This is a genomic window from uncultured Prevotella sp. (assembly GCF_946407605.1).
GTDB lineage: Bacteria > Bacteroidota > Bacteroidia > Bacteroidales > Bacteroidaceae > Prevotella.
The window spans coordinates 13,859-37,764 of sequence record NZ_CAMJOS010000029.1 but is presented as its reverse complement, the minus strand read 5'-3'; the positions used below and the strand labels follow the sequence as shown (position 1 = coordinate 37,764).

Here is a 23,906-nt window from a genome sequence, read left to right as displayed (position 1 = left end):
AACCCAATAAACAATGAACAAAAAGAATCTTAAGAAGGTGCTCGTACTCGGTTCGGGCGCACTGAAAATCGGACAGGCTGGCGAGTTCGACTACTCTGGCTCGCAAGCCCTAAAGGCCCTGCGCGAAGAGGGCATCAAGAGCGTGTTGGTGAACCCTAACATCGCCACCATCCAGACTTCGGAAGGTATTGCCGACCAAGTGTATTTCCAACCGGTTAATGCGCATTTCGTCACAGAGATTATCAAGAAGGAGCGTCCTGACGGCATACTACTGGCCTTTGGCGGACAGACAGCCCTGAACTGCGGTACTGAACTCTATCTGAACGGTACGCTGAAGGAGTATGGAGTAGAAGTGTTGGGTACCAGCGTCGAGGCTATCATGGATACTGAGGATCGTGACCGCTTCGTAAAGAAGCTCGACGAGATTAGTCTGAAGACACCTGTGAGCCACGCCGTAGAGAACATGGACGACGCCCTGAAGGCTGCCCACGAGATTGGTTTCCCAATCATGATTCGTTCGGCCTATGCACTGGGCGGACTGGGTTCTGGTATCTGTCCTGACGAGAAGGCCTTTATTGAGCTGGCTGAGTCGGCCTTCACCTTTGCACCTCAGATTCTGGTGGAAGAGAGCCTCAAGGGCTGGAAGGAGATTGAGTTCGAGTGCATCCGCGATGCCAACGACCGCTGCTTCACCGTAGCCTCGATGGAGAACTTCGACCCCCTGGGTATCCATACGGGTGAGTCGATTGTGGTGGCTCCTACCTGTTCGCTCACCGAAGAGCAGGTGAAGATGCTTCAGGAAATCACAATCAAGTGTGTGCGTCATCTGAACATCGTGGGCGAGTGCAACATCCAGTTTGCCTTCAACGCCCAGACCAACGACTACCGTATCATTGAGATAAATGCTCGATTGAGCCGTTCATCTGCATTGGCCTCAAAAGCAACGGGTTATCCTCTTGCATTCGTGGCTGCTAAGATTGCTTTGGGTTACACGCTCGACCAGATAGGCGAGATGGGAACAACCTCATCGGCTTATGTCGCTCCGAGCCTCGACTATATGATTTGTAAGATTCCTCGTTGGGATCTCACCAAGTTTGCTGGCGTCAGCCGTCAGATTGGCTCATCGATGAAGTCGGTGGGTGAAATCATGTCTATTGGACGTTCGTTCGAGGAGATGATGCAGAAGGGTCTGCGTATGATTGGTCAGGGTATGCACGGCTTCGTGGGCAACGACCATACGAAGTTCGAGAACCTCGACGATGAGCTGGCCAATCCCACCGACCTGCGTATCTTTGCTATAGCACAGGCGCTGGAAGAGGGTTACACCATCGAACGTATTGAGGAACTGACAAAGATTGACGTCTGGTTCCTGGAGCGTCTGAAGCACATCGTGGACCTGAAGCACGAGTTGATGAAATATAACAAGCTGGAGGAACTCTCTGACGAGCTGCTGCTCGAAGTGAAGCGCTGCGGCTTCTCTGACTTCCAGATTGCACGCTTCGTGCTCAAGACCAAGTCGACCAACATGGAGAAGGAGAACCTAGAGGTGCGCCGCTATCGTAAGTCAAAGGGTATCGTACCTTCTGTGAAGCGCATACCCACGGTAGCCTCTGAGCATCCTGAGCTTACCAATTACCTGTACTTCACCTATACCCATGTGCCTGCCTTTGGAAATGCTGAGGGTGAGAAATATGCTGTGGCTCACGATATCAACTACTTCAACAACGAGAAATCTGTTGTCGTGCTGGGTTCTGGTGCCTATCGTATTGGTTCTTCGGTGGAGTTCGACTGGTGTTCGGTGAACGCCATCAATACAGCCCGCAAGTTGGGTTATAAGTCCATCATGATTAATTATAACCCTGAGACCGTATCGACTGACTACGACATGTGCGACCGTCTGTATTTCGACGAGCTGTCGCTGGAGCGTGTGCTCGACGTGATGGATTTGGAGCAGCCGCGTGGCGTCATCGTCAGCGTGGGTGGTCAGATTCCTAACAACCTCGCCATGAAGCTCTATCGTCAGGGTGTGCCTGTGCTGGGTACGTCTCCTGTGAATATCGACCGCGCTGAGAACCGTGACAAGTTCTCGGCTATGCTCGACAAGTTGGGAATTGACCAGCCTGCATGGCGCGCGCTGACCTCGTTCAATGATGTGAAGGAGTTTGTTGACAAGGTGGGATATCCTGTACTTGTTCGTCCTTCGTATGTGCTCTCGGGAGCTGCCATGAACGTGTGCTACGACGATGAAGAGCTGCATCGCTTCCTGAATATGGCTACTGAGGTGTCAAAGGAGTTCCCTGTGGTTATCTCGAAGTTCATGACAGAGACCAAGGAGATTGAGTTTGATGCTGTGGCCGACAAGGGCGAAGTGGTAGAATATGCCATCTCTGAGCATGTGGAATATGCTGGTGTGCACTCTGGCGACGCCACAATGGTGTTCCCTGCACAGCACATCTATTTCTCTACCATCCGTCAGATAAAGAAGATTGCCTATAAGATTGCGGCTGAGCTGAACATCAGCGGTCCGTTCAACATCCAGTTCCTGGCAAAGAACCGTGAGGTGAAAGTCATAGAGTGTAACCTGCGTGCCAGTCGTTCGTTCCCCTTCGTATCGAAGATTCTGAAGCGCAACTTCATCGAGACTGCAACAAAGATTATGCTCGACGCACCTTATCAGCGTCCTGACAAGAGCGAGTTTGACATCGACCGCATTGGCGTCAAGGCCTCACAGTTCTCGTTTGCTCGTTTGCAGAATGCTGACCCCGTGCTGGGTGTCGACATGAGTTCTACTGGTGAAGTGGGCTGTCTGGGTGACGACCTCAACGAGGCCCTGCTCAACTCGCTTATCGCCACAGGCTATAGCATTCCCAAGGATGCCGTGCTCATCTCATCAGGTGGTGCTAAGGGTAAGGTTTCGCTCCTCGAACCTGCGCAGCAGTTGGCCAAGAAGGGCTACACCATCTACGCTACTGCTGGTACTGCTAAGTTCTTCAACGACAATGGTGTGAAGGCAATAACTGTAGCTTGGCCTGACGAGGCTGGTGACAACAACGTGATGGATCTCATCTCGCAGCATAAAGTGGGTCTGGTCATCAACGTGCCGAAGAACCACACTTCGCGTGAGTTGACCAATGGTTATAGGATTCGTCGTGGTGCCATCGATCACAACATTCCGCTGATGACTAATGTCCGTCTGGCAAAAGCCTTCATCGAGGCCTTTACCGCCATGAGTCTCGACGACGTCAAGATTAAGAGCTGGCAGGAGTACAACAAGTAATCCTGAAAGACATAAAAGAAAGACGGCCCAGAAGCGAATTGCTTACTGGGCCGTTATTTTATTCATCCATCAACTTGCGATAGCGGGCTCGCTTGGGTTCCTCCAGTCCCAGTCGCTGGGCCTTGTTAGTTTCATACTCACTATAGTTGCCCTCGAAATAGAAGACGTTGCCTTCACTTCCGTCGCCAACAAATGGTCCTTCAAACGCCAGGATATGCGTACAGATACGATCCAGGAACCAGCGGTCGTGACTGATGATGACTGCACAACCAGCAAAGGCCTCCAGACCTTCTTCGAGAGCACGAAGGGTATTCACATCGATATCGTTGGTGGGCTCGTCGAGCAACAGCACGTTGCCTTCCTGCTTTAAAGCAATAGCCAGATGCAGGCGGTTGCGCTCACCACCAGAGAGCACGCCACATTTCTTTTCCTGATCAGCACCGCTGAAGTTAAATCTTGAGAGGTATGCTCGCACGTTAACATCCTTGCCACCCATCCGGATGGTCTCGTTGCCTTGCGACACCACCTCGTATACAGACTTATTGGGGTCTATATCCTTGTGCTGCTGATCAACGTAGGACAGCTTGACGGTCTCGCCAACAGAAAACGATCCAGCATCGGCTTGCTCCAAGCCCATAATCAGACGGAACAGCGTGGTCTTACCAGCACCATTGGGGCCAATAACTCCTACAATGCCGTTGGGCGGCAATACGAAATTGAGGTCTTTGAACAATACCTTCTCAGGATATGACTTTGCCACATGCTCTGCCTCAATCACCTTATTACCTAAGCGCGGACCATTGGGGATGAATATCTCGAGTTTCTCTTCTTTTTGCTTCTGTTCCTCGTTCAGCATCATCTCGTAAGAGTTCAGACGGGCTTTACCTTTAGCATGACGGGCTTTCGGTGCCATGCGTACCCACTCCAGCTCGCGTTCCAAGGTCTTGCGACGCTTTGACGCAGTCTTCTCTTCCTGAGCCAGTCGCTGACTCTTCTGTTCCAGCCAACTTGAGTAGTTACCCTTCCAAGGGATACCCTCACCACGATCCAGTTCGAGAATCCACTCTGCCACATCATCGAGGAAGTAACGGTCGTGGGTCACAGCAATCACCGTTCCTTCGTACTGTTGCAAGTGCTGTTCCAACCAGTCTATCGACTCGGCATCGAGGTGGTTGGTAGGCTCGTCAAGCAGCAGCACATCAGGCTTCTGGAGTAACAGACGACACAAGGCAACACGACGACGCTCACCACCAGAGAGATTCTTAACACTCCAGTCACCTGGAGGACAATTCAGGGCTGCCATCGCACGGTCTAATTTCGAATCCATGTTCCAGGCATCTGTCGAGTCGATGATATCTTGCAACTCAGCCTGACGCTGCATCAGCTTATCCATCTTATCAGGGTCCTCGTAGTATTCCGGCAGACCGAACTTCACATTAATCTCATCATATTCAGCCAGCGCATCATACACATGCTGTACGCCCTCCATCACGTTTTCCTTCACCGTCTTCTCCTCATTCAAAGGTGGCTCCTGAGGCAAATAGCCCACGCTGTAGCCTGGGCTCCACACCACATTACCCTGATACTGCTGGTCGAGTCCCGCAATAATCTTCATAAGTGTTGACTTACCTGCGCCATTCAAGCCGATGATGCCAATCTTGGCACCATAGAAGAAACTGAGGTAGATGTTTTTGAGCACTTGTTTCTGGTTCTGTTGGATGGTCTTGCTCACTCCAACCATCGAGAAAATCACTTTCTTATCGTCGACTATTGCCATGACTTTTGAATTATATGAGTGTTCAACTATTTTCTAACTGATGACTATTGCTTATAATCTGCTGCCCTCTTGGGATTCTTTGGAAACCAACCTCTTTCTACACGCTTCTTCTGCTCGAAGAGTTCGCCGATAGCCCAAAGTGACGAGGCGCCGAACACGCCAACGATAGCAGAGATGACCGTGTTCTCAATGAACAGGGCCCCAATGACGGATGCCAGTCCAATGACTAAATAGATAAACCAGGGACGCGTACCCCAATAATACTCAGTCTTGATAACAATGGGATGCCATATACCTATAGTCAAAAAGGTACAAATAGCGATGATTATGCCTGTAAAATACATGTTGGTTATTGCTTTTATATGATACTCCTCACTTAATTTCTGTGCAAAGATAACCATTTTTCTGCAATAATCATCATTTTATTCTCTAAATTCTGCATGGCCACCTCTTTACGCATGGCTTCTTCAAGGGGCATATTATGAGGACTGATAGATTCTACACAAGTGAACCCTGCTTTCAATAGCTCTTCAAGATGAGTGTAACGTCCTGCTACCAGACAGACAGGAACATTACCAGAATGCTGAAGGATTCCCATAGGTAACTTACCCATTAATGTCTGGCGGTCGGCAGAACCTTCGCCTGTAATGACAAGATTGGCATCCTTGACAATCTCGGAATAATTAATAGTCTCGAGTAACAATTCAATGCCTGACTTACATTCTGCATTCATGTATTGGAGAAAAGCATAACCAAGTCCACCAGCGGCACCTGCACCCTCAGCCTCAGAACGGTCAAAACCAAAATGACGGGTCGACATCTCTGCAAACTTTCTTGCGCGCTCGTCCAGAACCAATATGTCTTGTGGAGAAGCTCCTTTCTGCGGAGCAAACACATGAGCCGCTCCATTGTTGCCACAGAGTGGATTCTTTACGTCGGAAGCAATGATAAAACGAACATTTTCAAGAGCCTTTATATTATCCCATTTGCCGCCCTTGGCAAAAGTGTCTGTCAAAGCCCGCAGCATCCCAACACCAGCATCACTCGTAGCGCTGCCACCAAGGCCAACGATAATATGTTTGGCACCTCTCCTGACTGCATCAGCAACCAACTGACCAGTACCATAACTTGTTGCCAACATCGGATTTCGCTCTTCGTTTGCCAGCAGAGTCAGACCGCTGGCCTGCGCCATCTCAATCACTGCCTTATCACCATTCAGCAAATATTTTGCTTGGACAGTGCGCATCAGCGGGTCTCTTACCGACACTTCCACAAGAATACCGCCAATAGCAGTAAGGAAAGCCTCCAAAAAGCCTTCGCCACCATCGCTAACAGCTATCTGCACTACTTCTGCATCAGGCATAATTTGACAGATACCTTCGGATGCAGCATGGTTTGCCTCTTTTGAAGTCATACAATTCTTAAATGAATCTATCGCTACAATAATCTTCATACGCTTAATGTTAATTGCGGGTGCACCAGATCACTCTGACACACCCGCGTAGAAAGGTATTTTGGTTATAATATCATAATCATATCTTAGAACATGCCGGGACCACCGAAGCCACCGCCTGCAGGACGTCCACCGCCGAAGCCGCCACCGCCACCACGGTTGCCACCACCACGGTTACCACCGCCCATGCCGCCGCCCATAGGCATGCCGCCACCGAAGCCACCCATACCCATGCCCATACGAGCCTGACGAGTGCCGAAGAGGTTGAGGCGATAACTAGCGCGGAACATCACGTAGCTGTTGATTGAGTTGTACTCGTTATCAGTACGGGCCATAGCCGAGATGGTACGTGAGAAGTTGGACTGCTTGCCGAGGATATCGTAGAACTGCAGCGAGAGTGTGAGGGGCTTGCCACGCAGCAGACTATGAGAGATCTGTGCATTCCAGATGAGCTCGTTGGTATTCATCGACTCATCAGTATAACCACGACGACTGTTCATACTGAGGTCTGTAGTGAACTGTGAGCCCCAAGGCATCTGCAGAGTGGTATTGAAACCATAAGAGAAGGTATAGGTGTCGAGGTTTGACTGAGGCTGCAATTCATTACGTGTGATGTTGTAGTTGAGTGAACCGTTAAGCTCGACCTCCAACCAGTCGTTACGATAGCTGGTACCCAGACGACCACCGAGGTTATGAGAATTAGTAGTATTTCTCAGTGTCTCCTGATTCTGAAAAACATAACCTACACGGTGGTTGTAGTTCTCCTGCAGAGTAATGTTATAGTTGAAGTAACCTAATGAGTCGATAGCCGAGTTGAAAGTAACATTACCACCAGCATTCCAATTACCATTGATATTCTCAGGCTTTGACTCCTGTCCACCAGTCTCGGCATTATAGCGTACTGCGTTAGCAATGCTGTTAGCCGTTGTAGAGAAGTTCAGATTGGCGAAAATGAAACGCTGATGATCCTGGAAATAGTCGTTATAGCGCAGGTTGAAGCTCTGGGTGAACGAAGGCTTCAGGTTGGGGTTACCAGTGGTCTTGTTCAAGGGGTTGGTATCGTCATTGAGGACGAGCAACTGACTCAGAGAAGGCTGACTAGAGCTACCACGATACTCGAAGCGGAGGTTACCCTGCTGAGAGAAACGCCAGCGGAAATTAGCTGTAGGACTCCAGTTAACAACATTGATGACTGTGTCGACCAACTGTCCCAGATAGTCCTGATTATAATGTGACTTCTGTGGGATGATCTGAACACCAACGTTGAAGTCGTAGGTATTGCGGATAAAGCGTAACATTACCTCTGCGGTGTGGATGTAGTTGGTATATTCTGAATACTGGCTCTGATTCTTTGTATAATAAGTATCATTTACAGAAGGAGAATAACCATTATTAACCAGATTGAAATAATCATTCCAGTTGCCGTATGAAGGTGTGACGCCTGTGAAGTCATAACCACGAGTGGGGTCAGAAAGCAGAGGATCAGAATAGTCATACGTCTGACGGTCGTTCTGGTTATAGCGATACTGGAAGGTATAGCTGAACTGCAGGAACGTGGCGTAGGCAATAGGCTCACTATAAGTAGCACGTGCGCTATAGTCGTAAGACTTGGTAGGAGTGAGTGTGTAACGGTTGGTCTGATAATTGTCAAGACCTGAAACGCCGTTAAAAGTAGTAGTACTCTTAAACAGACGAGTGAAGTTGTTTGATAACTGCTTGTTCTCGTTGTCGCTGTAGTTACCTGTCAACTGAACGGTGATGTTACGACCCTGACCATTGAGCACGCGGTTAATCTGCAAAGTACCGCCCAAACGCTTGTTCTCACCATAAGAAAGTGATTTGTTGGCAGAACCGTTGACAGCAATATTACGTAACTTGCTTATAATGTCATCATTGCTATTATTATTATTTAAAAGTTCTGCAATAACAGCAGAAGAAATTTGTTCATCGACAATATCATAGGGATCAGCATTGAAAGTTGCTGATGAGTTGTTGCCAGTACCATCGTTGTCGCCGAAACTCCAGTTTGGACGGAACGAAATGTTCCACAATGTGTCGGGAGTCCACTCTACACGACCTGTTACGCTCCAGTTGTTAGAACGAGAGTAGCTTTGGTTGATAGAGTTCTGGAATGATGAGGTACTACCAATAAAGTTCTCGCTAGAACGACGTGACCAAGAGTCACCATCACGATGGTTGAAATTCACGCTGGCCTGAGCAATAATTAGGTCGGTCTTCTCGTAGTTCAGGTTAATCATACCTGTCTTGGCTGCATTGAGGCCTCCGCCCATGCCCATACCGCCACCATAGCGTCGACCACCACCGCCGCCCATGCCCTGGTCGTTGGTGTTGTTAGCGTTAAGCATAGCCATCACACGATAGTCATCACGCATATACATACCGAACAGACGACCAGAGTAGCGGTCTTTAGTACCTTTACCCAAGTCGACGTTTATCATAGTACCGCGATTCATACCAGCACGAATGCCGAAGTCGAGCACGGTCTGCTCGTTACCATCGTCGATACCTGTGATACGGGCCAGGTCGCTCTTTTCGTCGTATGCGCGTACCTTTTCTATAATAGAAGTAGGCAGGTTCTTCAGCGCTGTCTTTGAGTCGCCAAATTCCTTACCGTCAACCTTAATCTTTGTAACAGTCTTACCATTGACCTTGATATTACCATCGTCATCGAGATCGACACCAGGCATACGCTTCACAAGTTCCTCAACTACTGAACCTTCTGGGGTGTGATAAGCGTCGGCATTGAAAATCAGCGTGTCGCCCTTGGACTGAACCTTTGCCAGATGAGAAGTAACGGTAGCGCCCTTCAGCATCACAGCATCGACGTTAAGGCTCATCTTACCAAGATTAACGGGCTTACCAGCCATCGTCACGTTCTTGTAGAGCGTCTTATAGCCCACGTATGTCACGCGTACTATATACTTACCATCAGACGGAGCAGTCATGGTGAACTGTCCGTTCATGTTAGTCACGGCATTAGCGACGCGGGTGCTATCGCTCTTCAACAAAGAAACAGTTGCTTGGATGACGGACTCTTGTGTGTCTTCTTCCAACACTGTACCTGTGATGGTACGCTGAGCCTGCATGGTGAGAGCCGATAAAACGACGGCCATCGTGAATAGAAATCTTTTCATTATCCTTTGGTTTTGTTTTTTTACTGAACTTTTGACGCATGAAGATAATTAAAGTTTAACAGACAATTAAAAAAAATCACTTCAACTGAACTTATCTACTAAAAAAGTATTACCTTTGCATCAGAAAATAACAAAAATATGCCTGAACAAAAAACTTCAAACCGTCGACAGTCACGTAAACAACAGCCCGTCGACAATACTTATGCCCACCTACAACCGCAGGCCCTCGAAGTAGAGAGAGCTGTGCTGGGTGCATTGTTGATTGACAAAGATGCTTATGCGGTGGTATGCGAGACACTTCGTCCTGAAAGTTTCTATGAGCCTCGCAACCAAATGGTATATTCCGCTATTCAACAGCTCTCGATGAACGAGCAACCTGTCGATGTGCTCACGGTGGCCGAGGAGTTAGCCCATGAAGGCAAACTGGAGGAGGTTGGAGGCCCTGCCTATATCGCCGAGATTTCATCTCGTGTGGCTTCATCTGCTCATATTGACTATCATGCCCGCATTATTGCCCAGAAATATCTGGCTCGTCAGCTCATTCAGTTCTCGAGCGACATTGAGACACGTGCCTTCGACGAGACTATTGATGTAGACGACCTGATGCAGCAGGCCGAGGGTGCCCTCTTCGAGTTGTCGCAGAAGAACATGAAGAAGGACTATACCCAGATTGACCCTGTGGTGTCACAGGCGGTGAAGGTGATACAAGAGGCATCGAAGAATACAGACGGCCTGACTGGTATCTCGAGCGGCTATCATGGACTGGACGACAAAACCAGTGGCTGGCAAAACTCTGACCTGGTGATTATAGCCGGACGCCCTGCAATGGGTAAAACGGCCTTTGCACTTTCGATGGCCAAGAATATTGCTGCTGACAGTCAGGTACCTATGGCTTTCTTCTCGTTGGAAATGTCGAACCAGCAGTTGGTTAATCGTCTGCTGTCAAATGTCTGCGAAATTGAAGGCAAGAAGATTCTGAACGGTCAGCTTCAACCTGATGAATGGGACCGTTTGGATAAACGTGTAAACAGTCTTCTTGGCGCACCATTATATGTAGATGACACCCCTGGTCTCTCCGTCTTCGAGCTACGTACCAAGGCCCGTCGATTAGTTCGCGAGCATGGCGTAAAGATTATCATGATTGACTACCTGCAGCTGATGAATGCCAACGGCATGAGGTTCTCGAGCCGTCAGGAAGAGGTGTCAACCATCAGCCGATCGCTGAAAGGTCTGGCCAAAGAGTTAGATATTCCCATTCTGGCTTTGTCACAGTTGAACCGTGGTGTAGAGAACCGCGAGGGCTTGGAAGGCAAACGTCCGCAACTGAGCGACTTGCGTGAGTCAGGTGCCATTGAGCAGGATGCCGATATGGTGCTCTTCGTGCATCGTCCAGAATACTATCGTATCTTCCAGGACGATAAAGGACGCGACCTGCGTGGCATGGCCGAGATAATTATAGCCAAGCATCGTAAAGGTGCCACAGGCGATGTACTGCTCACCTTCCGTGGCGAATTCACACGTTTTGAGAATCCTGACGAAGGCCGTCTGACACCGAATTCTGCAGCAGGTGGTGAGATTCTTGGGTCAAAAATTAATGGCGAAGAAGGCCCTGCACCCCTACCCGATGGATACGACCCCTTCGCCAATGCTCCGAGAGGCGAGATGCCGTTCTAAACGGCACCTCTCACTTTATCCGAAATAGTCAATCTGCATGGCTTTGCGCACCTCACTCATGGTTTGTGCGCCCACTTCACGTGCAGCTTCCGTACCTTTCTTCAGGATATTATAAATTTCGGGAATATCCTTCTCAAGTTCGGTTCTGCGCTGGCGCATAGGCTCCAAATACTGATTGAGCACCTCGTTAAGGAATTTCTTACACTTCATATCGCCCAGACCACCACGGGTGTAGTGCTCCTTCAACTCGTCCAGATTCTGATATTCAGGCCAGAAATTCTGAAAATCAGCATCGGTAGAGAACGCATCGAGATAGGTAAATACGGCATTGCCCTCCACATGACCTGGGTCAGAGACGTTCAGGTGAGTGGGATCTGTATACATAGAGCGCACCTTCTGCCATACCTCGTCAGCAGAATCGCTCAGATAGATACAGTTACCTAAGCTCTTCGACATCTTCTCTTTTCCATCGGTACCAGGCAAACGACGTGCTGTCAAATTCTCTGGCAGCATGATGTTGGGTTCTACTAACACGGGACCATAGGTATTATTGAAACGATTTACCAGTTCGCGTGTTACCTCCAGCATCGGCTCCTGATCTTCGCCAGCAGGAACAGTAGTGGCCTTGAACAGCGTGATATCGGCAGCCTGAGAAACGGGATAGCAGAAGAAACCTAAAGGAATGCTCTCACCCTCGAAGCCACGCATTTTGATTTCCGTTTTTACCGTAGGGTTGCGCTGTACGCGACTCACGGAAATCAGGTTCATCAGATAGGTGGTCAACTCGGCCAGCTCGGGAATCTGACTCTGAATGAAAAGCGTACACTTCTGAGGATCCAGTCCGGCCGACAGATAGTCAAGAGCTACCTGAGTGATGCTATTACGGATCTTCTGAGGATTATCAGCATTATCTGTAAGGGCCTGAACATCGGCCATAAATACAAACATCCTGTCGTAATCACCAGCATTCTGGAGTTCCACACGACGGTGCAAAGAACCCACAAAGTGGCCCAGATGCAACTTTCCAGTAGGACGGTCACCCGTCAAAATTACTTTTCCCATATCTTTTATTTCAATAAGTTTTTGTTTCAGCGTGCAAAGGTAACACTTTTTTTTCTATAAACGATAGTTGGTACAAAATTTTTCGCCTTCTTCGAAACCTTCTTCATAAAGTCGTTCCAACTTCGATACGTCACTACAAGTACGTCCTACCTCCATTTTTCGCTGTGGACGGATAACAAGGATTTCTCCCCAGCGTTCCATTTGTTCCACCATCTCCAACTGGGCGTTATAGGCCTCTACACGATGACTCAAAGCCTCACGCAGTTGTGGATAGTCACTATAAATAAAAGAAGGTATGTTCACATCGCGTTCAGTCGAGCGGAAACCCTTGTTTCGAGTCATCACCACAACGTTGAACGGATGTCCCTGACTTGTGGCACGCAACACGGGTATCGAGTCGATAATGCCACCATCGAGCATCGGGATGCCGTCGACCATCGTAATCTGAGCTACATAAGGCAACGAACTACTGGCCTTGGCTATGGCTGTGATGCGACGCGGATCGTGCTTCTCACTCAAATATTCAGCTTGTCCCGTCAGACAGTTAGTAGTTACCATCTCGAAGGGGGCAGGATTCTTGGCATAAGTATCATAGTCGAAAGGCACTATCTCTGCAGGAAAACGCTCATAAAGGATGTTTGGGTCGAAAATGCTGCCTTGAACCAGCAAGTGTTTAAGCGATAGATAACCGTATTTACGCAACATGTCAATATTTGAGAAACGAGCCCTTCGGGGTTGTCGACTCATATAGGAAAGACCATTACACGCACCTGCCGACACAGCCACGACATATGGGAAATACCGTTCATACTTCATCAGCGCATCAAGCACGCCACTGGTGAATACGCCACGCATGCCACCACCTTCAAGCACCAGTCCAGTATCCCTTCCCAATCGTTCCATCTCTATGTTTTAAGAAAAATTTGCTGCAAAGATACTAACAATTTAATAAAAAATGCGTAACTTTGCATCAAATTTGAATAAAGAAACCATTTTTCTTATCAATATGTTTGGAAAAGAAACTTATATCCGCCGTCGTTCGGAGTTAAAACGACTTGTTGGTAGCGGTTTACTGCTGTTTATCGGCAACAACGAATCGCCCGCCAACTATCCGGCCAACAGCTATGCTCCTTTCCGCCAGGACTCTTCGTTCCTGTATTATTTCGGACTGCATCACGACGGTCTTGTCGGACTGATTGATGTGGACAACGATGAAGAGTGGCTCTTTGGTGACGATATCGACATCGAGGATATCGTGTGGATGGGTTACGTGCCCTCCATTGCCGACCTCGCTGCAGAGGTAGGCATTACCAAAACAGCACCAATGTCAGAGCTCAGTTCTGTATGTAGTCGTGCGCTGGCCGCAAACAGGAAGGTTCATTTTCTGCCGCCCTACCGCCACGACACTAAGATTCAGCTGATGGACTTGCTGGGCATTCACCCCTCAAAGCAGAAAGAGGCTGCCAGCTTGCCGTTGATCCAGGCTGTGGTAAAAATGCGTGCTACCAAGGATGTACAGGAGATTGCAATTATTGATGCGGCCTGCGATATAGGCTATGTGATGCACACCACCGCTCAAATGCTTATCAAGCCTGGTGTCACCGAGCGTTTTGTAGCTGGACAGGTTGACGGCATCGCCCGCTCGTTGTCTCAAGGTAATAGTTTCGGCACTATCTTCTCGCAACATGGTGAGATTATGCATGGCAGCCCTTCTGATGCTAAGTTGGAAGCGGGTCGATTGGTCATCTGCGATGCTGGTTGCGAGTTGGAAGATTACTGCTCCGACCATACTCGCACCATGCCTGTCAGTTGTAAGTTCACGCAGAAGCAACTGGAGATATACTCAATTGTGGAAGCCTGCCACGACTATGTGCTCGAGGTAGCCAAACCTGGCGTAAAATATCAAGACGTGCACTTTGCAGTCTGTCGCATGATGACCGACCGCCTGAAGGAGATAGGTCTGATGAAAGGCGACACGGAAGAGGCCATTCGCGCCGGTGCCCATGCCATGTTCCTGCCTCACGGACTGGGACACATGATGGGTATGGACGTACACGATATGGAGGGTTTAGGACAGATTTATGTTGGCTTCGACGATGAGACCCGCCCTAACCTCGAGCAGTTTGGTACCAATTGTCTGCGCATGGGTCGCAAACTCGAACCAGGCTTTGTGCTTACTGACGAGCCGGGTATCTACTTCATTCCCCACCTCATCGACCTGTGGCGAAAGGAAGGCCATTGTAAGGAATTTCTCAATTTCGACCTGCTGGAGACCTACAAGGATTTTGGCGGCATCCGCATCGAAGACGATATCCTCATCACCAATGACGGTTGTCGTTTCTTAGGCTCGAAACGTATTCCTTACCATCCTACAGAACTAGAAGAATTAATGAGCAACAACTAATTGAATATGAAGAAATTACTATCACTCGCACTTATCAGCCTTTTGGCTATTGGTGCTCAGGCTCAAGAAGCCGAAAAGAAGGCCAACAACAAGCCGATTTTTACCACCATCAAGGAGAATCCCATCACCAGCATCAAGGACCAAAATCGTTCAGGTACTTGTTGGGATTATTCTACGATTTCATTCTTTGAATCAGAAATTCTGAAGGCTACAGGCAAGACCTACGACCTCTGCGAGAGTTTCGTGGCCAACAAGACCTACATGGAGCGTGCCATCCAGGTGGTCCGCTTCCATGGTGATTGCCAGTTTGCCCAGGGCGGTTCTGCCGAAGACGTGCTAGCTACCATGAAAACCCACGGCATTTGTCCGCAGGATGCCATGCCTTTCCCTGGTTCACTTTATGGCGACTCTCTTAACAACTTCAACGAGTTCTTCTCATTGCTGGAACCCTATGTGGCAGCTATCTCGAAGAGCACAGCCAAGAAAATTTCAAACCAATGGAAGGCAGGTCTGCAGGGCATTCTCGACGCCTATCTGGGCGAGTGTCCTGAGGAGTTTACATACGAGGGCAAGAAATACACACCAAAAAGCTTTGTGGAGAGTCTTGGCATCAACCTCGACGACTATGTGAGTATCACTAGTTACACCCACCATCCCTTCTATACGGCCTTTGCCGTGGAGGTACAGGACAATTGGCGTTTCCCCTTGAGCTATAATCTGCCTATGGACGAGATGATGCAGGTCATCGACAACGCCATTGAAAACGGCTATACCGTAGCCTGGGGCGGTGACGTTTCTGAAGACGGTTTCACTCGTCAGGGTCTGGCTTATGCCATCGATACAAAGAAGACTGAGAGTCTGCAGGGAAGCGACATGGCTCGTTGGTTGAAGATGAGTACAGAGAAAAAGCGCAATCTCATTGACTCCCTGGGCTGTACCGTTCCTGAGATTGTACCTACACAGAAGATGCGTCAGGAGCGTTTCGACAATTGGGAGCTGACCGACGACCACGGCATGTTAATCTTTGGTGTGGCCAAGGACCAAAATGGTAAGGAGTACTACATGGTGAAGAACTCATGGGGCGAGACAGGCGAATATAAAGGTGTCTGGTACATGACCAAGTCATTCATCGCCGCTAACACGATGGACTTTCTCATCAACAAGAACGCCATCCCCAAAGCTATCCGCAAGAAATTGGGAATCTGATTCCAGAATTCTAATAATTAGTAAAAAATGCGGAAGATTCTGTTAAAATTCGACAGATTCTTCCGTTTTTTCATTTTTTATCATTACCTTTGTATGCTATTTTGCCTCAATAGGCACTTTTAGCACCTAAAGCGACGATAAAAATAAACAATATAATGAATTTTAAATGGAATTACGAACAACCTACATCCGAGCACAAGCAACAGGCTAACGAGCTGGCCGAGAAAATCGGCATGAGTCCCATTCTGGCCGACTTGCTTATCAGGCGAGGCATCAAGACTGAGTCGGCAGCAAAGCGGTTTTTCCGCCCGATGCTCAACGAACTCATCGACCCCTTCCTGATGAACGACATGGACGTAGCAGTCGACAGACTGAACGATGCCATGGGACGCAAGGAACGCATCATGGTCTATGGTGACTACGATGTTGACGGATGTACAGCCGTCGCTCTGGTGTACAAGTTCTTACAGCAATTTTACTCGAACATCGAGTACTACATTCCTGATCGCTACGAAGAGGGCTACGGTATTAGCCGTAAGGGTCTCGACTATGCGGCGGAAACAGGTGTCAAACTCATCATCGTTCTTGACTGCGGCATCAAGGCCATCGACGAGATAGCCTATGCCAAGCAGCTCGGCATCGATTTCATCATCTGCGACCATCATGTGCCCGATGATGAACTGCCTTGCGCGGTGGCTATCCTTAATCCCAAGCGTGTTGACTCCACCTATCCTTTCAAGGATCTGTGTGGATGTGGCGTAGGGTTCAAGTTCATGCAGGCTTTTGCCAAGAACAATGGTATTCCTTTCTCACAACTCATTCCCCTACTCGACTTCTGTGCAGTCAGCATTGCTGCCGACATCGTGCCGGTAATGGGTGAAAATCGTATTCTGGCCTTTCACGGACTGAAACAGCTGAACCAGAATCCCAGCGTGGGTTTGAAGAGCATTATCGAGATATGCGGTCTTACAGGTCGTGAAATCACCATGAGCGACATCATCTTCAAGATTGGTCCGCGTATCAATGCCAGTGGTCGTGTGCAAAATGGCATCGAGACTGTTGACCTGTTAGTGGAAAAGGACTTCCAGCGTGCGCTGACTGAAGCCACCCATATCAATGAGTACAACGAGCAACGCAAGGATATTGACAAGCAGATGACCGAAGAGGCCAACCAGATTGTGGCCCGTCTGGAGAGTCAGGAGCACCAGTCGGCCATCGTCCTTTATGGCGAAGGTTGGAAGAAAGGCGTGGTTGGCATCGTGGCCTCTCGCATGACAGATATGTACTACCGACCTACGGTAGTACTTTCGTGCAACGAAGGCGTAGCTTCAGGCTCGGCACGAAGTGTTGCCGGCTACGATATCTATGATGCCGTGAAGTCGTGCCGCGACCTCCTAGAGAACTTTGGCGGCCATACCTATGCTGTTGGCTTGACGCTTAAGGTTGAGAACATTCCTGAGTTCCGTCGCCGCTTCCAACAATATGTCAGCGAGCATATCCACATAGAACAGACCGAAGCCACGCTCGACATCGAGGCCGAAATAGACTTCAAGGACATCACCAAGAAGTTGCACAACGACCTAAAGAAGTTTGCACCCCACGGTCCCGACAATCCCAAGCCACTGTTCTGCACGCGACGTGTTTATGACTACGGTACTTCGAAAGTGGTGGGTAAGCAGCAAGAGCATATTAAACTCGAACTAGTAGACTCTCGTTCATCGAACGTCATGAACGGCATCGCCTTCGGCCAAAGCCAAGCGGCTCGCTATATCAAGTCCAAGCGTTCGTTCGACATCTGCTACACCATCGAAGAGAATATCTACAAGCGTAGCGAGGTGCAACTGCAGATTGAAGACATTAAGCCATCAGAAGAGGTTTGAAGTTGGAGATTTAAGATTTGAGGTTTATGGAGGACTTCAAAAAAATCTTGAAGAAATATTGGGGCTATGATGATTTTCGTGGTATTCAGCGCGAGATTATCGAGTCTATCCTTTCCGGCCAAGACACATTGGGTCTAATGCCCACAGGTGGAGGCAAGAGCATCACCTTCCAGGTGCCGGCATTGGCTCAGGAAGGTGTTTGTATTGTTATCACGCCCCTCATCGCCCTGATGAAAGACCAGGTGCAGAACTTACGTAGCAGAGGCATCAAGGCAGCAGCTATCTATACGGGGCTGACCCACGACCAGATACTGCAGACACTCGAAAATGCCGTCTTTGGCGCTGTCAAACTGCTCTACATATCGCCTGAACGTCTGTCGTCCGAACTATTCCAACAGAAGCTACGTCACATGAAGGTGTGCTTTATCTGCGTGGATGAGGCCCATTGCATCAGTCAATGGGGCTATGACTTCCGGCCTTCTTACCTCGCTATAGCTGACATTCGTCGTTTGGTGCCTGACATCCCTGTGCTTGCTCTAACAGCCACAGCGACCCCTGAGGTCGTCGACGACATTCAGAACCGGCTGCACTTTCAAAAAAAATGCGTCTTTCGCATGAGCTTTGAACGCAAAAACTTGGCTTATGTGGTGCGCCGCACCTTCAACAAGGAGCAGCAACTGGTCCATATTCTTCAGAGCGTGCCTGGCTCGGCCATCGTCTATGTACGCAGTCGCCAGCGCACCAGGGAATATGCCGACCTGCTAAATAAGTCAGGCATCAAGGCCACCTTCTTTCATGCTGGCCTCGACAATACATTAAAAGACCAACGACAGATGGACTGGCAGAAAAATAAAGTGCGGGTAATGGTGGCTACCAACGCCTTCGGCATGGGTATTGATAAACCTGACGTGCGTGTGGTGATTCATATTGACTGCCCAGATAGTCTTGAGGCATATTTCCAGGAGGCTGGCCGTGCTGGACGTGACGGTCAAAAGTCTTATGCCGTACTGCTCTACGACGACAATGACAAGATGAAACTTCGCAAACGTGTCGTCGACACTTTTCCCGACAAAGAGTTTATCTGCGAGATTTACGACCAACTGGCCTATTTCTATCAGATAGCTGTAGGCTCGGGCTATAACGCCACGTTCGAGTTTCCTGTGGAACGTTTCTGTCAGACCTATCGTCATTTCCCTATCCCCACCATCTCGGCGCTCAACATTCTCACCCGCGCTGGCTATATTGACTATCGCGATGAAGATGAGGCTCAGGCCCGTGTCATGTTTTTGTTAGGACGCGATGATCTCTACCGTCTGCGTGACAACGAACCACGCGAGGATGCCGTCATTGTGGCATTGCTTCGAACTTATACTGGTTTGTTCCAGGACTATGGCTATATTGACGAAAGTATCATCGCCCAGCAATGCGACCTCACGCCGCAGCAGGTCTATATGATTCTCACCAATCTCAACCAGAAGCACATTTTAAGTTTCATCCCCCAGAAGCATATTCCTTTTATCCGCTTCACCCAGCGTCGCGAGGACTCGCAGCACTTGATTATTCCACCCGCCGTTTATGACGACCTCAAGGCACGCTATGTCCATCGCACCGACAAGATGCTTGAATACGCTACCTGCGACCTCATTTGTCGCAGCCGTCTACTGCTCCGCTATTTTGGCGAAGACCGTACTGACGATTGCGGCATGTGCGATGTATGCCTAGGTGGCAAAGAATAAACGTAACTGTTAAATTTCCAGCACCTGACCGTCAAATGCCAGTTCAAATCCCGAGGGCAGACGGCGGTTCACCTCGTCGTGCAGTCCTATGTCATGACACATATGAGTGAGAAGTGTACGACGTGCGCCCACCTGACGTGCAAAGGCGATAGCATCATCAACCAATTGATGTGAGTGATGCGGACGGTCAAAACGCAAGGCATTGACCATCAACGTTTCTACGCCCCGAAGCAGTTTTACCTGTTCAGGATCTATGCTTTTCATGTCGGTGATATAGGCAAACGTGCCAAAACGATAACCTAGTATGGGCAGCTTTCCATGCATCACTTGCACGGGAAGCACCTCGATGTCGCCAATGGTGAAAGCTTCGCCTGCACGAATCTCATTAAGACCAATCTGCGGCACACCAGGATAGCGATTCTCAGCAAAACAATAAGGCAGCATTTCTAGCATACCCTGGCGGGCAATGGCATCAGCATAGACCTCCATTTTGCCGAACTGGCAGTAAGGTCGAATATCGTCCATTCCGCCCACATGATCGTAATGGGAATGGGTAACAAGAATGCCGTCGATACGACGGAAAGGCTGTGTGAGCATCTGCTGACGGAAATCGGGTCCGGCATCGATGAGCAGTCGTGTCTGTTCTGTCTCAACAAGAATGGAGCAGCGCAGACGTTTGTCCTTTGGATGAGTACTCTGACACACATCACATTGGCATCCCACTACTGGCACGCCACATGAAGTTCCTGTTCCAAGTATCGTTATTGTCATGAAATAATGTTTACCTCTGGGAATAACAGAATATCAAACTGGGCCTTGACATCGCGGCAAACCGCCTGGCACAGACGAACGATGTCGCTGCCAGTAGCACCGCCTCGATTGACAAGCACCAAGGCCTGACGACTATGCACGCCGGCACGTCCTAGCGAGCGACCCTTCCATCCACATTGATCTATGAGCCATCCTGCAGGAATCTTTTCGTGAGCCTCGTCAACAAAGTAATGGGGCATCTGCGGATATTGCGTCAGCAGTTGTTCAAACTGTTTGCGACTCACCACAGGGTTCATAAAGAAACTGCCAGCATTCCCCTCAATCTTCGGGTCGGGCAATTTCTGCTGGCGAATGGCGATGATAACGTCGCGCAGTTGCTGGGCTGTAGGATTGCTAATGGCTCTTTGCTCCAGTTCGGCTCTAATGTTGCCATAGTCCAGACATGGTGAAAAGGTCTTCGACAGTCGATAAGTGACATGAGTGATAAGATAGCGGTTTTTCCAGTCCTGTTTGAAACGACTCTGTCGATAGCCATAGCAACATTCGCTCGCCATCATTTGACAGCATGAGCCATCAATCAGTCTTACCGTTTCCACCTTATCTATAATATGCGAAGCTTCGGCACCATAGGCCCCAATGTTCTGCACAGCAGAAGCACCCACCTCTCCAGGTATTAGCGATAAATTCTCGGCACCGTACCAGCCATTATCAACGCACAGGGCAACAATATCGTCCCACACCTCACCGCTTCCTACGCGCAACAGCACCTCGTCAGTCGTCTCGCTAACCACCTCGTGACCCTTGATGGCCGAATGCACCACGATGCCGTGGAAATCATTAGTCAGCAACAAGTTACTGCCACCACCAATCAGCAGTAGTGGTTCCTGTCCTTTCACCATCTGGGCCACAAGTTGCGCCTCCTGAATGGTGTTATACTCCAGGAATCGGTCACAACAGGCTTCAATGCCGAAGGTATTGTGTGCCAACAGGCTGTAATTGCACAGGTCTTTCATTATTCAGTCAGTTTTACCAGTTTCCATTTATCCTTCTCGTGATGGAAGGTAAGTTCCACCTCTTGACCATTCGAAATGCCGCGCATCACAAAAATCTTATAATCCGAATGGTGGTTCTGATGACCATATACAATATTATATATAGTATCGTGAGGCAGGTCGGGAGCAAAAGCATCCCAGAAATCGGGCGTGATGACGCCTTCCATCTGTCCGAACTCATCGTCGGGGTCTGGCCCCACGAAGTTTATCTCCGGACTCAGGCTCTTATGACAGAATATCGAATCGGTAGCAAAACGACGGTAGAAAGCCAGGAATGAAGCGTTGTGATTGAGGGAGAGCGTCTGTTTGTCAATAGCGTCAAGCATCCATTGTCCGTTTTCCCGACGAAAGATATAACGATGCACAAAGGCCTGACTAAGGAAAATCTTTTCCACGACCACCTCGTTGATAGTGGTATCTTTGACGATATCCATCTGCTGCTCGCTGTCAAAAATCAGGGTGTACTCCTCCTGATGCATGAAGAAGTGGTTCATCTGCCATTCCGAACGTTCCAGCGTGTCGGTCTTAGCGTCTGAACGAATCACCAAGGGGAAATGAATACGTTCGAACTGCAATCGGCGATTTGAGGCGAAGTTAAAGAAGAAATCATCGAACAATTCTTCAGCCGCCTGTGGCATGGGCTCTTCCGAAATGAGCTCATCCATATCTTCCTCGTCAGCATCTTCGAGGTAATTTTCTGTTGTCTCTGTCGAGTCCACATCGGCAGCAGAGTCACTGAAAAAGGAGGTTTTACCCTGTTTACAACCCGTCAACAGACAGGCTGTCAGCACTCCAATTACCAGATTCCTTTTCATCTTTTTATCTTTTCGGCATGCAAAGGTACGAATAAGCGAGCAAAATGCAAAAGGAAATAGAATATTTCTTTCATTTTCGAGTGAAAGTGCCTTCGGCCCAAGGTCAGAGGTGCGAATTATTCCTTAATCCGTTGCAAATATCTCATCAAAAATTTGCAGGAATAAAATAAAATGTGTAATTTTGCACCCGCAAACGAACGCAAGGGGACCCGTAGCTTAGCTGAATAGAGCGTCAGATTCCGGTTCTGAAGGTCAAGGGTTTGAATCCCTTCGGGTTCACAAATGCACAGGAGCATAGCTCAGTTGGTTTAGAGCGCTTCAGTCACATTGAAGAGGTCATGGGTTCGAGTCCCATTGTTCCTACAAAAAGTGAGGCAGGATATCAGTCCTGCCTTTTTTTAATCAAAAACCATACAAATGAATATTACAGAAAGATTCTTAAACTACACCAAGTTCGACACGCAGTCGTCGGAAGAGAGCGAAAGCGTGCCCAGTACCTCCAAACAGTTGGTCTTTGCCCGCTATCTGAAAGAAGAGATGGAGCGCGAGGGTCTACAGGACGTGGAAATGGACGACAAGGGTTACCTCTACGCCACGCTGCCTTCAAATATGAAAGGCCATGCGCCCACCATAGGTTTTATTTCTCACTATGACACCAGTCCCGATTGCTCGGGTGCCGAAATTAAGCCACGTATTGTTGAGAACTACGAGGGCAGCGACATCCTGTTGTCTGACGGCATTATGCTGTCGCCAGGCAAGTTCCCCGAGTTGCTGCTGCACAGGGGTGAAGACTTGATAGTGACCGACGGCCACACATTGTTAGGTGCCGACGATAAGGCGGGTATTGCTGAGATTATGCAGGCTATGGTTTATCTGCAGGAACATAAGGAAATAAAGCACGGCAAGATTCGCGTTGCCTTCAATCCTGACGAGGAGATTGGCATGGGTGCCCATCATTTTGACGTGGAGAAGTTTGGCTGTGAGTGGGCCTATACGATGGACGGTGGTGATGTAGGCGAGTTGGAGTTTGAGAACTTCAATGCTGCCTCGGCTAAGATTACCATTAAGGGTGTAAGTGTGCATCCAGGCTATGCCAAAGGCAAGATGGTCAACGCCTCGCTTCTTGCTGCTGAGCTGGTAGGGCTACTGCCTGCCGACGAGACGCCAGAGACCACCGAAGGCTATCAGGGTTTCTATCATCTTACTGGCATGCAAACACAGACCGAGCAAGCCAAATTGAGTTATATCATCCGCGACCACGACCGCGAGAAGTTCGAAGCCCGCAAGCGTTTCATTCTGCAGGTTGTGGAGCAGATGAACCAGAAATACGGCGATGGAACGGTTACTGCCGAGGTGAAGGACCAGTACTATAACATGAAGGAGAAGATAGACCCGCAGATGCACGTCATCGACTTGGTGCTGCGTGCCATGCAGGATTGTGGTGTGGCTCCGAAGGTCAAACCCATCCGCGGTGGCACCGATGGCGCTCAGTTGTCGTTCAAGGGTCTACCCTGCCCCAACATTTTTGCTGGCGGCATCAACTTCCACGGTCCCTACGAGTTTGTGCCCATCCAATCCATGGAGAAGGCCATGCAGGTCATCGTAAAAATATGCGAACTGACTGCTGAATACAATTCTTAATCA

At 49.0% G+C, this 23,906-nt stretch carries 16 protein-coding genes and 2 tRNA genes; 9 read left to right on the top strand and 9 right to left on the bottom strand.

Annotated elements, in window-relative coordinates; translation table 11 throughout:
• Positions 1 to 13: 13 nt before the first annotated feature.
• Entirely contained in the window at positions 14 to 3,277 is a 3,264-nt protein-coding gene (gene carB / locus Q0R57_RS11495) for a carbamoyl-phosphate synthase (glutamine-hydrolyzing) large subunit (RefSeq protein ID WP_294747663.1), read from the top strand.
• A 58-nt stretch (positions 3,278 to 3,335) separates the two neighbouring features.
• On the opposite strand, the gene ettA is transcribed toward carB, so the two are convergent.
• From ettA to Q0R57_RS11475, 4 genes are all read right to left on the bottom strand, one after another.
• On the bottom strand, positions 3,336 to 5,054 hold the full coding sequence (gene ettA, locus Q0R57_RS11490) for an energy-dependent translational throttle protein EttA (RefSeq protein ID WP_294747660.1): 1,719 nt from the start codon (positions 5,052 to 5,054) through the stop codon (positions 3,336 to 3,338).
• Positions 5,055 to 5,098: 44 nt separating this feature from the next.
• Positions 5,099 to 5,398 carry a DUF4491 family protein gene (locus tag Q0R57_RS11485; RefSeq protein ID WP_294747711.1) on the bottom strand — a complete coding sequence of 100 codons (300 nt, stop codon included), beginning with the start codon at positions 5,396 to 5,398 and terminating at the stop codon, positions 5,099 to 5,101.
• A gap of 32 nt (positions 5,399 to 5,430) precedes the next feature.
• Positions 5,431 to 6,507, bottom strand: coding sequence for a glycerate kinase (locus tag Q0R57_RS11480; protein WP_294747657.1), 1,077 nt, complete (start codon positions 6,505 to 6,507; stop codon positions 5,431 to 5,433).
• Positions 6,508 to 6,593: 86 nt separating this feature from the next.
• A complete protein-coding gene (locus Q0R57_RS11475) occupies positions 6,594 to 9,662 on the bottom strand; it encodes a TonB-dependent receptor (protein WP_294747655.1) in 3,069 nt (1,022 codons plus the stop codon).
• Between the two features lie 138 nt (positions 9,663 to 9,800).
• On the opposite strand from Q0R57_RS11475, the gene dnaB reads away from it, so the two are divergent.
• Positions 9,801 to 11,336 carry a replicative DNA helicase gene (gene dnaB, locus Q0R57_RS11470; RefSeq protein WP_294747652.1) on the top strand — a complete coding sequence of 512 codons (1,536 nt, stop codon included), beginning with the start codon at positions 9,801 to 9,803 and terminating at the stop codon, positions 11,334 to 11,336.
• 15 nt (positions 11,337 to 11,351) lie between these two features.
• On the opposite strand, the gene trpS is transcribed toward dnaB, so the two are convergent.
• Together trpS and Q0R57_RS11460 are read right to left on the bottom strand one after the other, a co-directional pair.
• Positions 11,352 to 12,398 carry a tryptophan--tRNA ligase gene (gene trpS / locus Q0R57_RS11465; RefSeq protein ID WP_294747649.1) on the bottom strand — a complete coding sequence of 349 codons (1,047 nt, stop codon included), beginning with the start codon at positions 12,396 to 12,398 and terminating at the stop codon, positions 11,352 to 11,354.
• Between the two features lie 54 nt (positions 12,399 to 12,452).
• Complete coding sequence (locus Q0R57_RS11460; protein WP_294747647.1) at positions 12,453 to 13,301, bottom strand: patatin family protein; 849 nt, start codon at positions 13,299 to 13,301, stop codon at positions 12,453 to 12,455.
• A 103-nt stretch (positions 13,302 to 13,404) separates the two neighbouring features.
• Here Q0R57_RS11460 and Q0R57_RS11455 point away from each other — a divergent pair, with 103 nt between their 5' ends.
• From Q0R57_RS11455 to Q0R57_RS11440, 4 genes are all read left to right on the top strand, one after another.
• A complete protein-coding gene (locus tag Q0R57_RS11455) occupies positions 13,405 to 14,802 on the top strand; it encodes an aminopeptidase P family protein (protein ID WP_294747644.1) in 1,398 nt (465 codons plus the stop codon).
• 6 nt (positions 14,803 to 14,808) lie between these two features.
• Positions 14,809 to 16,008, top strand: coding sequence for a C1 family peptidase (locus tag Q0R57_RS11450; RefSeq protein ID WP_294747641.1), 1,200 nt, complete (start codon positions 14,809 to 14,811; stop codon positions 16,006 to 16,008).
• A gap of 155 nt (positions 16,009 to 16,163) precedes the next feature.
• Positions 16,164 to 17,888 (top strand): single-stranded-DNA-specific exonuclease RecJ, encoded by a 1,725-nt coding sequence (gene recJ, locus Q0R57_RS11445; protein WP_294747639.1) that lies wholly within the window; start codon positions 16,164 to 16,166, stop codon positions 17,886 to 17,888.
• Positions 17,889 to 17,914: 26 nt separating this feature from the next.
• Positions 17,915 to 19,624, top strand: coding sequence for an ATP-dependent DNA helicase RecQ (locus tag Q0R57_RS11440; RefSeq protein WP_294747636.1), 1,710 nt, complete (start codon positions 17,915 to 17,917; stop codon positions 19,622 to 19,624).
• Between the two features lie 9 nt (positions 19,625 to 19,633).
• Here the strand turns inward: Q0R57_RS11440 and Q0R57_RS11435 are convergent, their stop codons facing one another.
• The 3 genes from Q0R57_RS11435 to Q0R57_RS11425 are packed head-to-tail and all read right to left on the bottom strand — an operon-like array spanning position 19,634 to position 22,262.
• Positions 19,634 to 20,395 (bottom strand): MBL fold metallo-hydrolase, encoded by a 762-nt coding sequence (locus Q0R57_RS11435; RefSeq protein ID WP_294747634.1) that lies wholly within the window; start codon positions 20,393 to 20,395, stop codon positions 19,634 to 19,636.
• The gene (gene murB / locus Q0R57_RS11430) at positions 20,392 to 21,408 is read right to left on the bottom strand and encodes a UDP-N-acetylmuramate dehydrogenase (protein ID WP_294747632.1); all 1,017 of its coding nucleotides are present in this window, start codon (positions 21,406 to 21,408) and stop codon (positions 20,392 to 20,394) included. Before murB ends, Q0R57_RS11435 begins: the two co-directional genes overlap by 4 nt.
• Positions 21,408 to 22,262: a DUF4348 domain-containing protein gene (locus Q0R57_RS11425; protein ID WP_294747628.1), complete on the bottom strand. Its 855-nt coding sequence runs from the start codon at positions 22,260 to 22,262 to the stop codon at positions 21,408 to 21,410. Before Q0R57_RS11425 ends, murB begins: the two co-directional genes overlap by 1 nt.
• Positions 22,263 to 22,467: 205 nt before the next feature.
• Here Q0R57_RS11425 and Q0R57_RS11420 point away from each other — a divergent pair.
• The 3 genes from Q0R57_RS11420 to pepT all read left to right on the top strand — a co-directional run bounded on the left by Q0R57_RS11420 (position 22,468) and on the right by pepT (position 23,903).
• A tRNA-Arg gene (locus tag Q0R57_RS11420) sits at positions 22,468 to 22,541 on the top strand.
• A 9-nt stretch (positions 22,542 to 22,550) separates the two neighbouring features.
• Positions 22,551 to 22,625: transfer RNA gene (locus Q0R57_RS11415), tRNA-Val, on the top strand.
• Positions 22,626 to 22,679: 54 nt separating this feature from the next.
• Positions 22,680 to 23,903, top strand: a complete 1,224-nt coding sequence (gene pepT / locus Q0R57_RS11410) for a peptidase T (RefSeq protein ID WP_294747625.1) — start codon at positions 22,680 to 22,682, stop codon at positions 23,901 to 23,903.
• Positions 23,904 to 23,906: the final 3 nt, after the last annotated feature.

Excerpts from the sequence above, each read along its gene's own strand:
- Q0R57_RS11455 (WP_294747644.1), top strand. The coding sequence starts at position 13,405 with ATGTTTGGAAAAGAAACTTATATCCGCCGTCGTTCGGAGTTAAAACGA.
- recJ (WP_294747639.1), top strand. The coding sequence starts at position 16,164 with ATGAATTTTAAATGGAATTACGAACAACCTACATCCGAGCACAAGCAA.
- Q0R57_RS11475 (WP_294747655.1), bottom strand. The coding sequence starts at position 9,662 with ATGAAAAGATTTCTATTCACGATGGCCGTCGTTTTATCGGCTCTCACC.
- murB (WP_294747632.1), bottom strand. The coding sequence starts at position 21,408 with ATGAAAGACCTGTGCAATTACAGCCTGTTGGCACACAATACCTTCGGC.
- Q0R57_RS11460 (WP_294747647.1), bottom strand. The coding sequence starts at position 13,301 with ATGGAACGATTGGGAAGGGATACTGGACTGGTGCTTGAAGGTGGTGGC.
- Q0R57_RS11485 (WP_294747711.1), bottom strand. The coding sequence starts at position 5,398 with ATGTATTTTACAGGCATAATCATCGCTATTTGTACCTTTTTGACTATA.
- dnaB (WP_294747652.1), top strand. The coding sequence starts at position 9,801 with ATGCCTGAACAAAAAACTTCAAACCGTCGACAGTCACGTAAACAACAG.
- ettA (WP_294747660.1), bottom strand. The coding sequence starts at position 5,054 with ATGGCAATAGTCGACGATAAGAAAGTGATTTTCTCGATGGTTGGAGTG.
- Q0R57_RS11450 (WP_294747641.1), top strand. The coding sequence starts at position 14,809 with ATGAAGAAATTACTATCACTCGCACTTATCAGCCTTTTGGCTATTGGT.
- pepT (WP_294747625.1), top strand. The coding sequence starts at position 22,680 with ATGAATATTACAGAAAGATTCTTAAACTACACCAAGTTCGACACGCAG.
- Q0R57_RS11435 (WP_294747634.1), bottom strand. The coding sequence starts at position 20,395 with ATGACAATAACGATACTTGGAACAGGAACTTCATGTGGCGTGCCAGTA.
- Q0R57_RS11480 (WP_294747657.1), bottom strand. The coding sequence starts at position 6,507 with ATGAAGATTATTGTAGCGATAGATTCATTTAAGAATTGTATGACTTCA.
- Q0R57_RS11425 (WP_294747628.1), bottom strand. The coding sequence starts at position 22,262 with ATGAAAAGGAATCTGGTAATTGGAGTGCTGACAGCCTGTCTGTTGACG.
- carB (WP_294747663.1), top strand. The coding sequence starts at position 14 with ATGAACAAAAAGAATCTTAAGAAGGTGCTCGTACTCGGTTCGGGCGCA.
- Q0R57_RS11440 (WP_294747636.1), top strand. The coding sequence starts at position 17,915 with ATGGAGGACTTCAAAAAAATCTTGAAGAAATATTGGGGCTATGATGAT.
- trpS (WP_294747649.1), bottom strand. The coding sequence starts at position 12,398 with ATGGGAAAAGTAATTTTGACGGGTGACCGTCCTACTGGAAAGTTGCAT.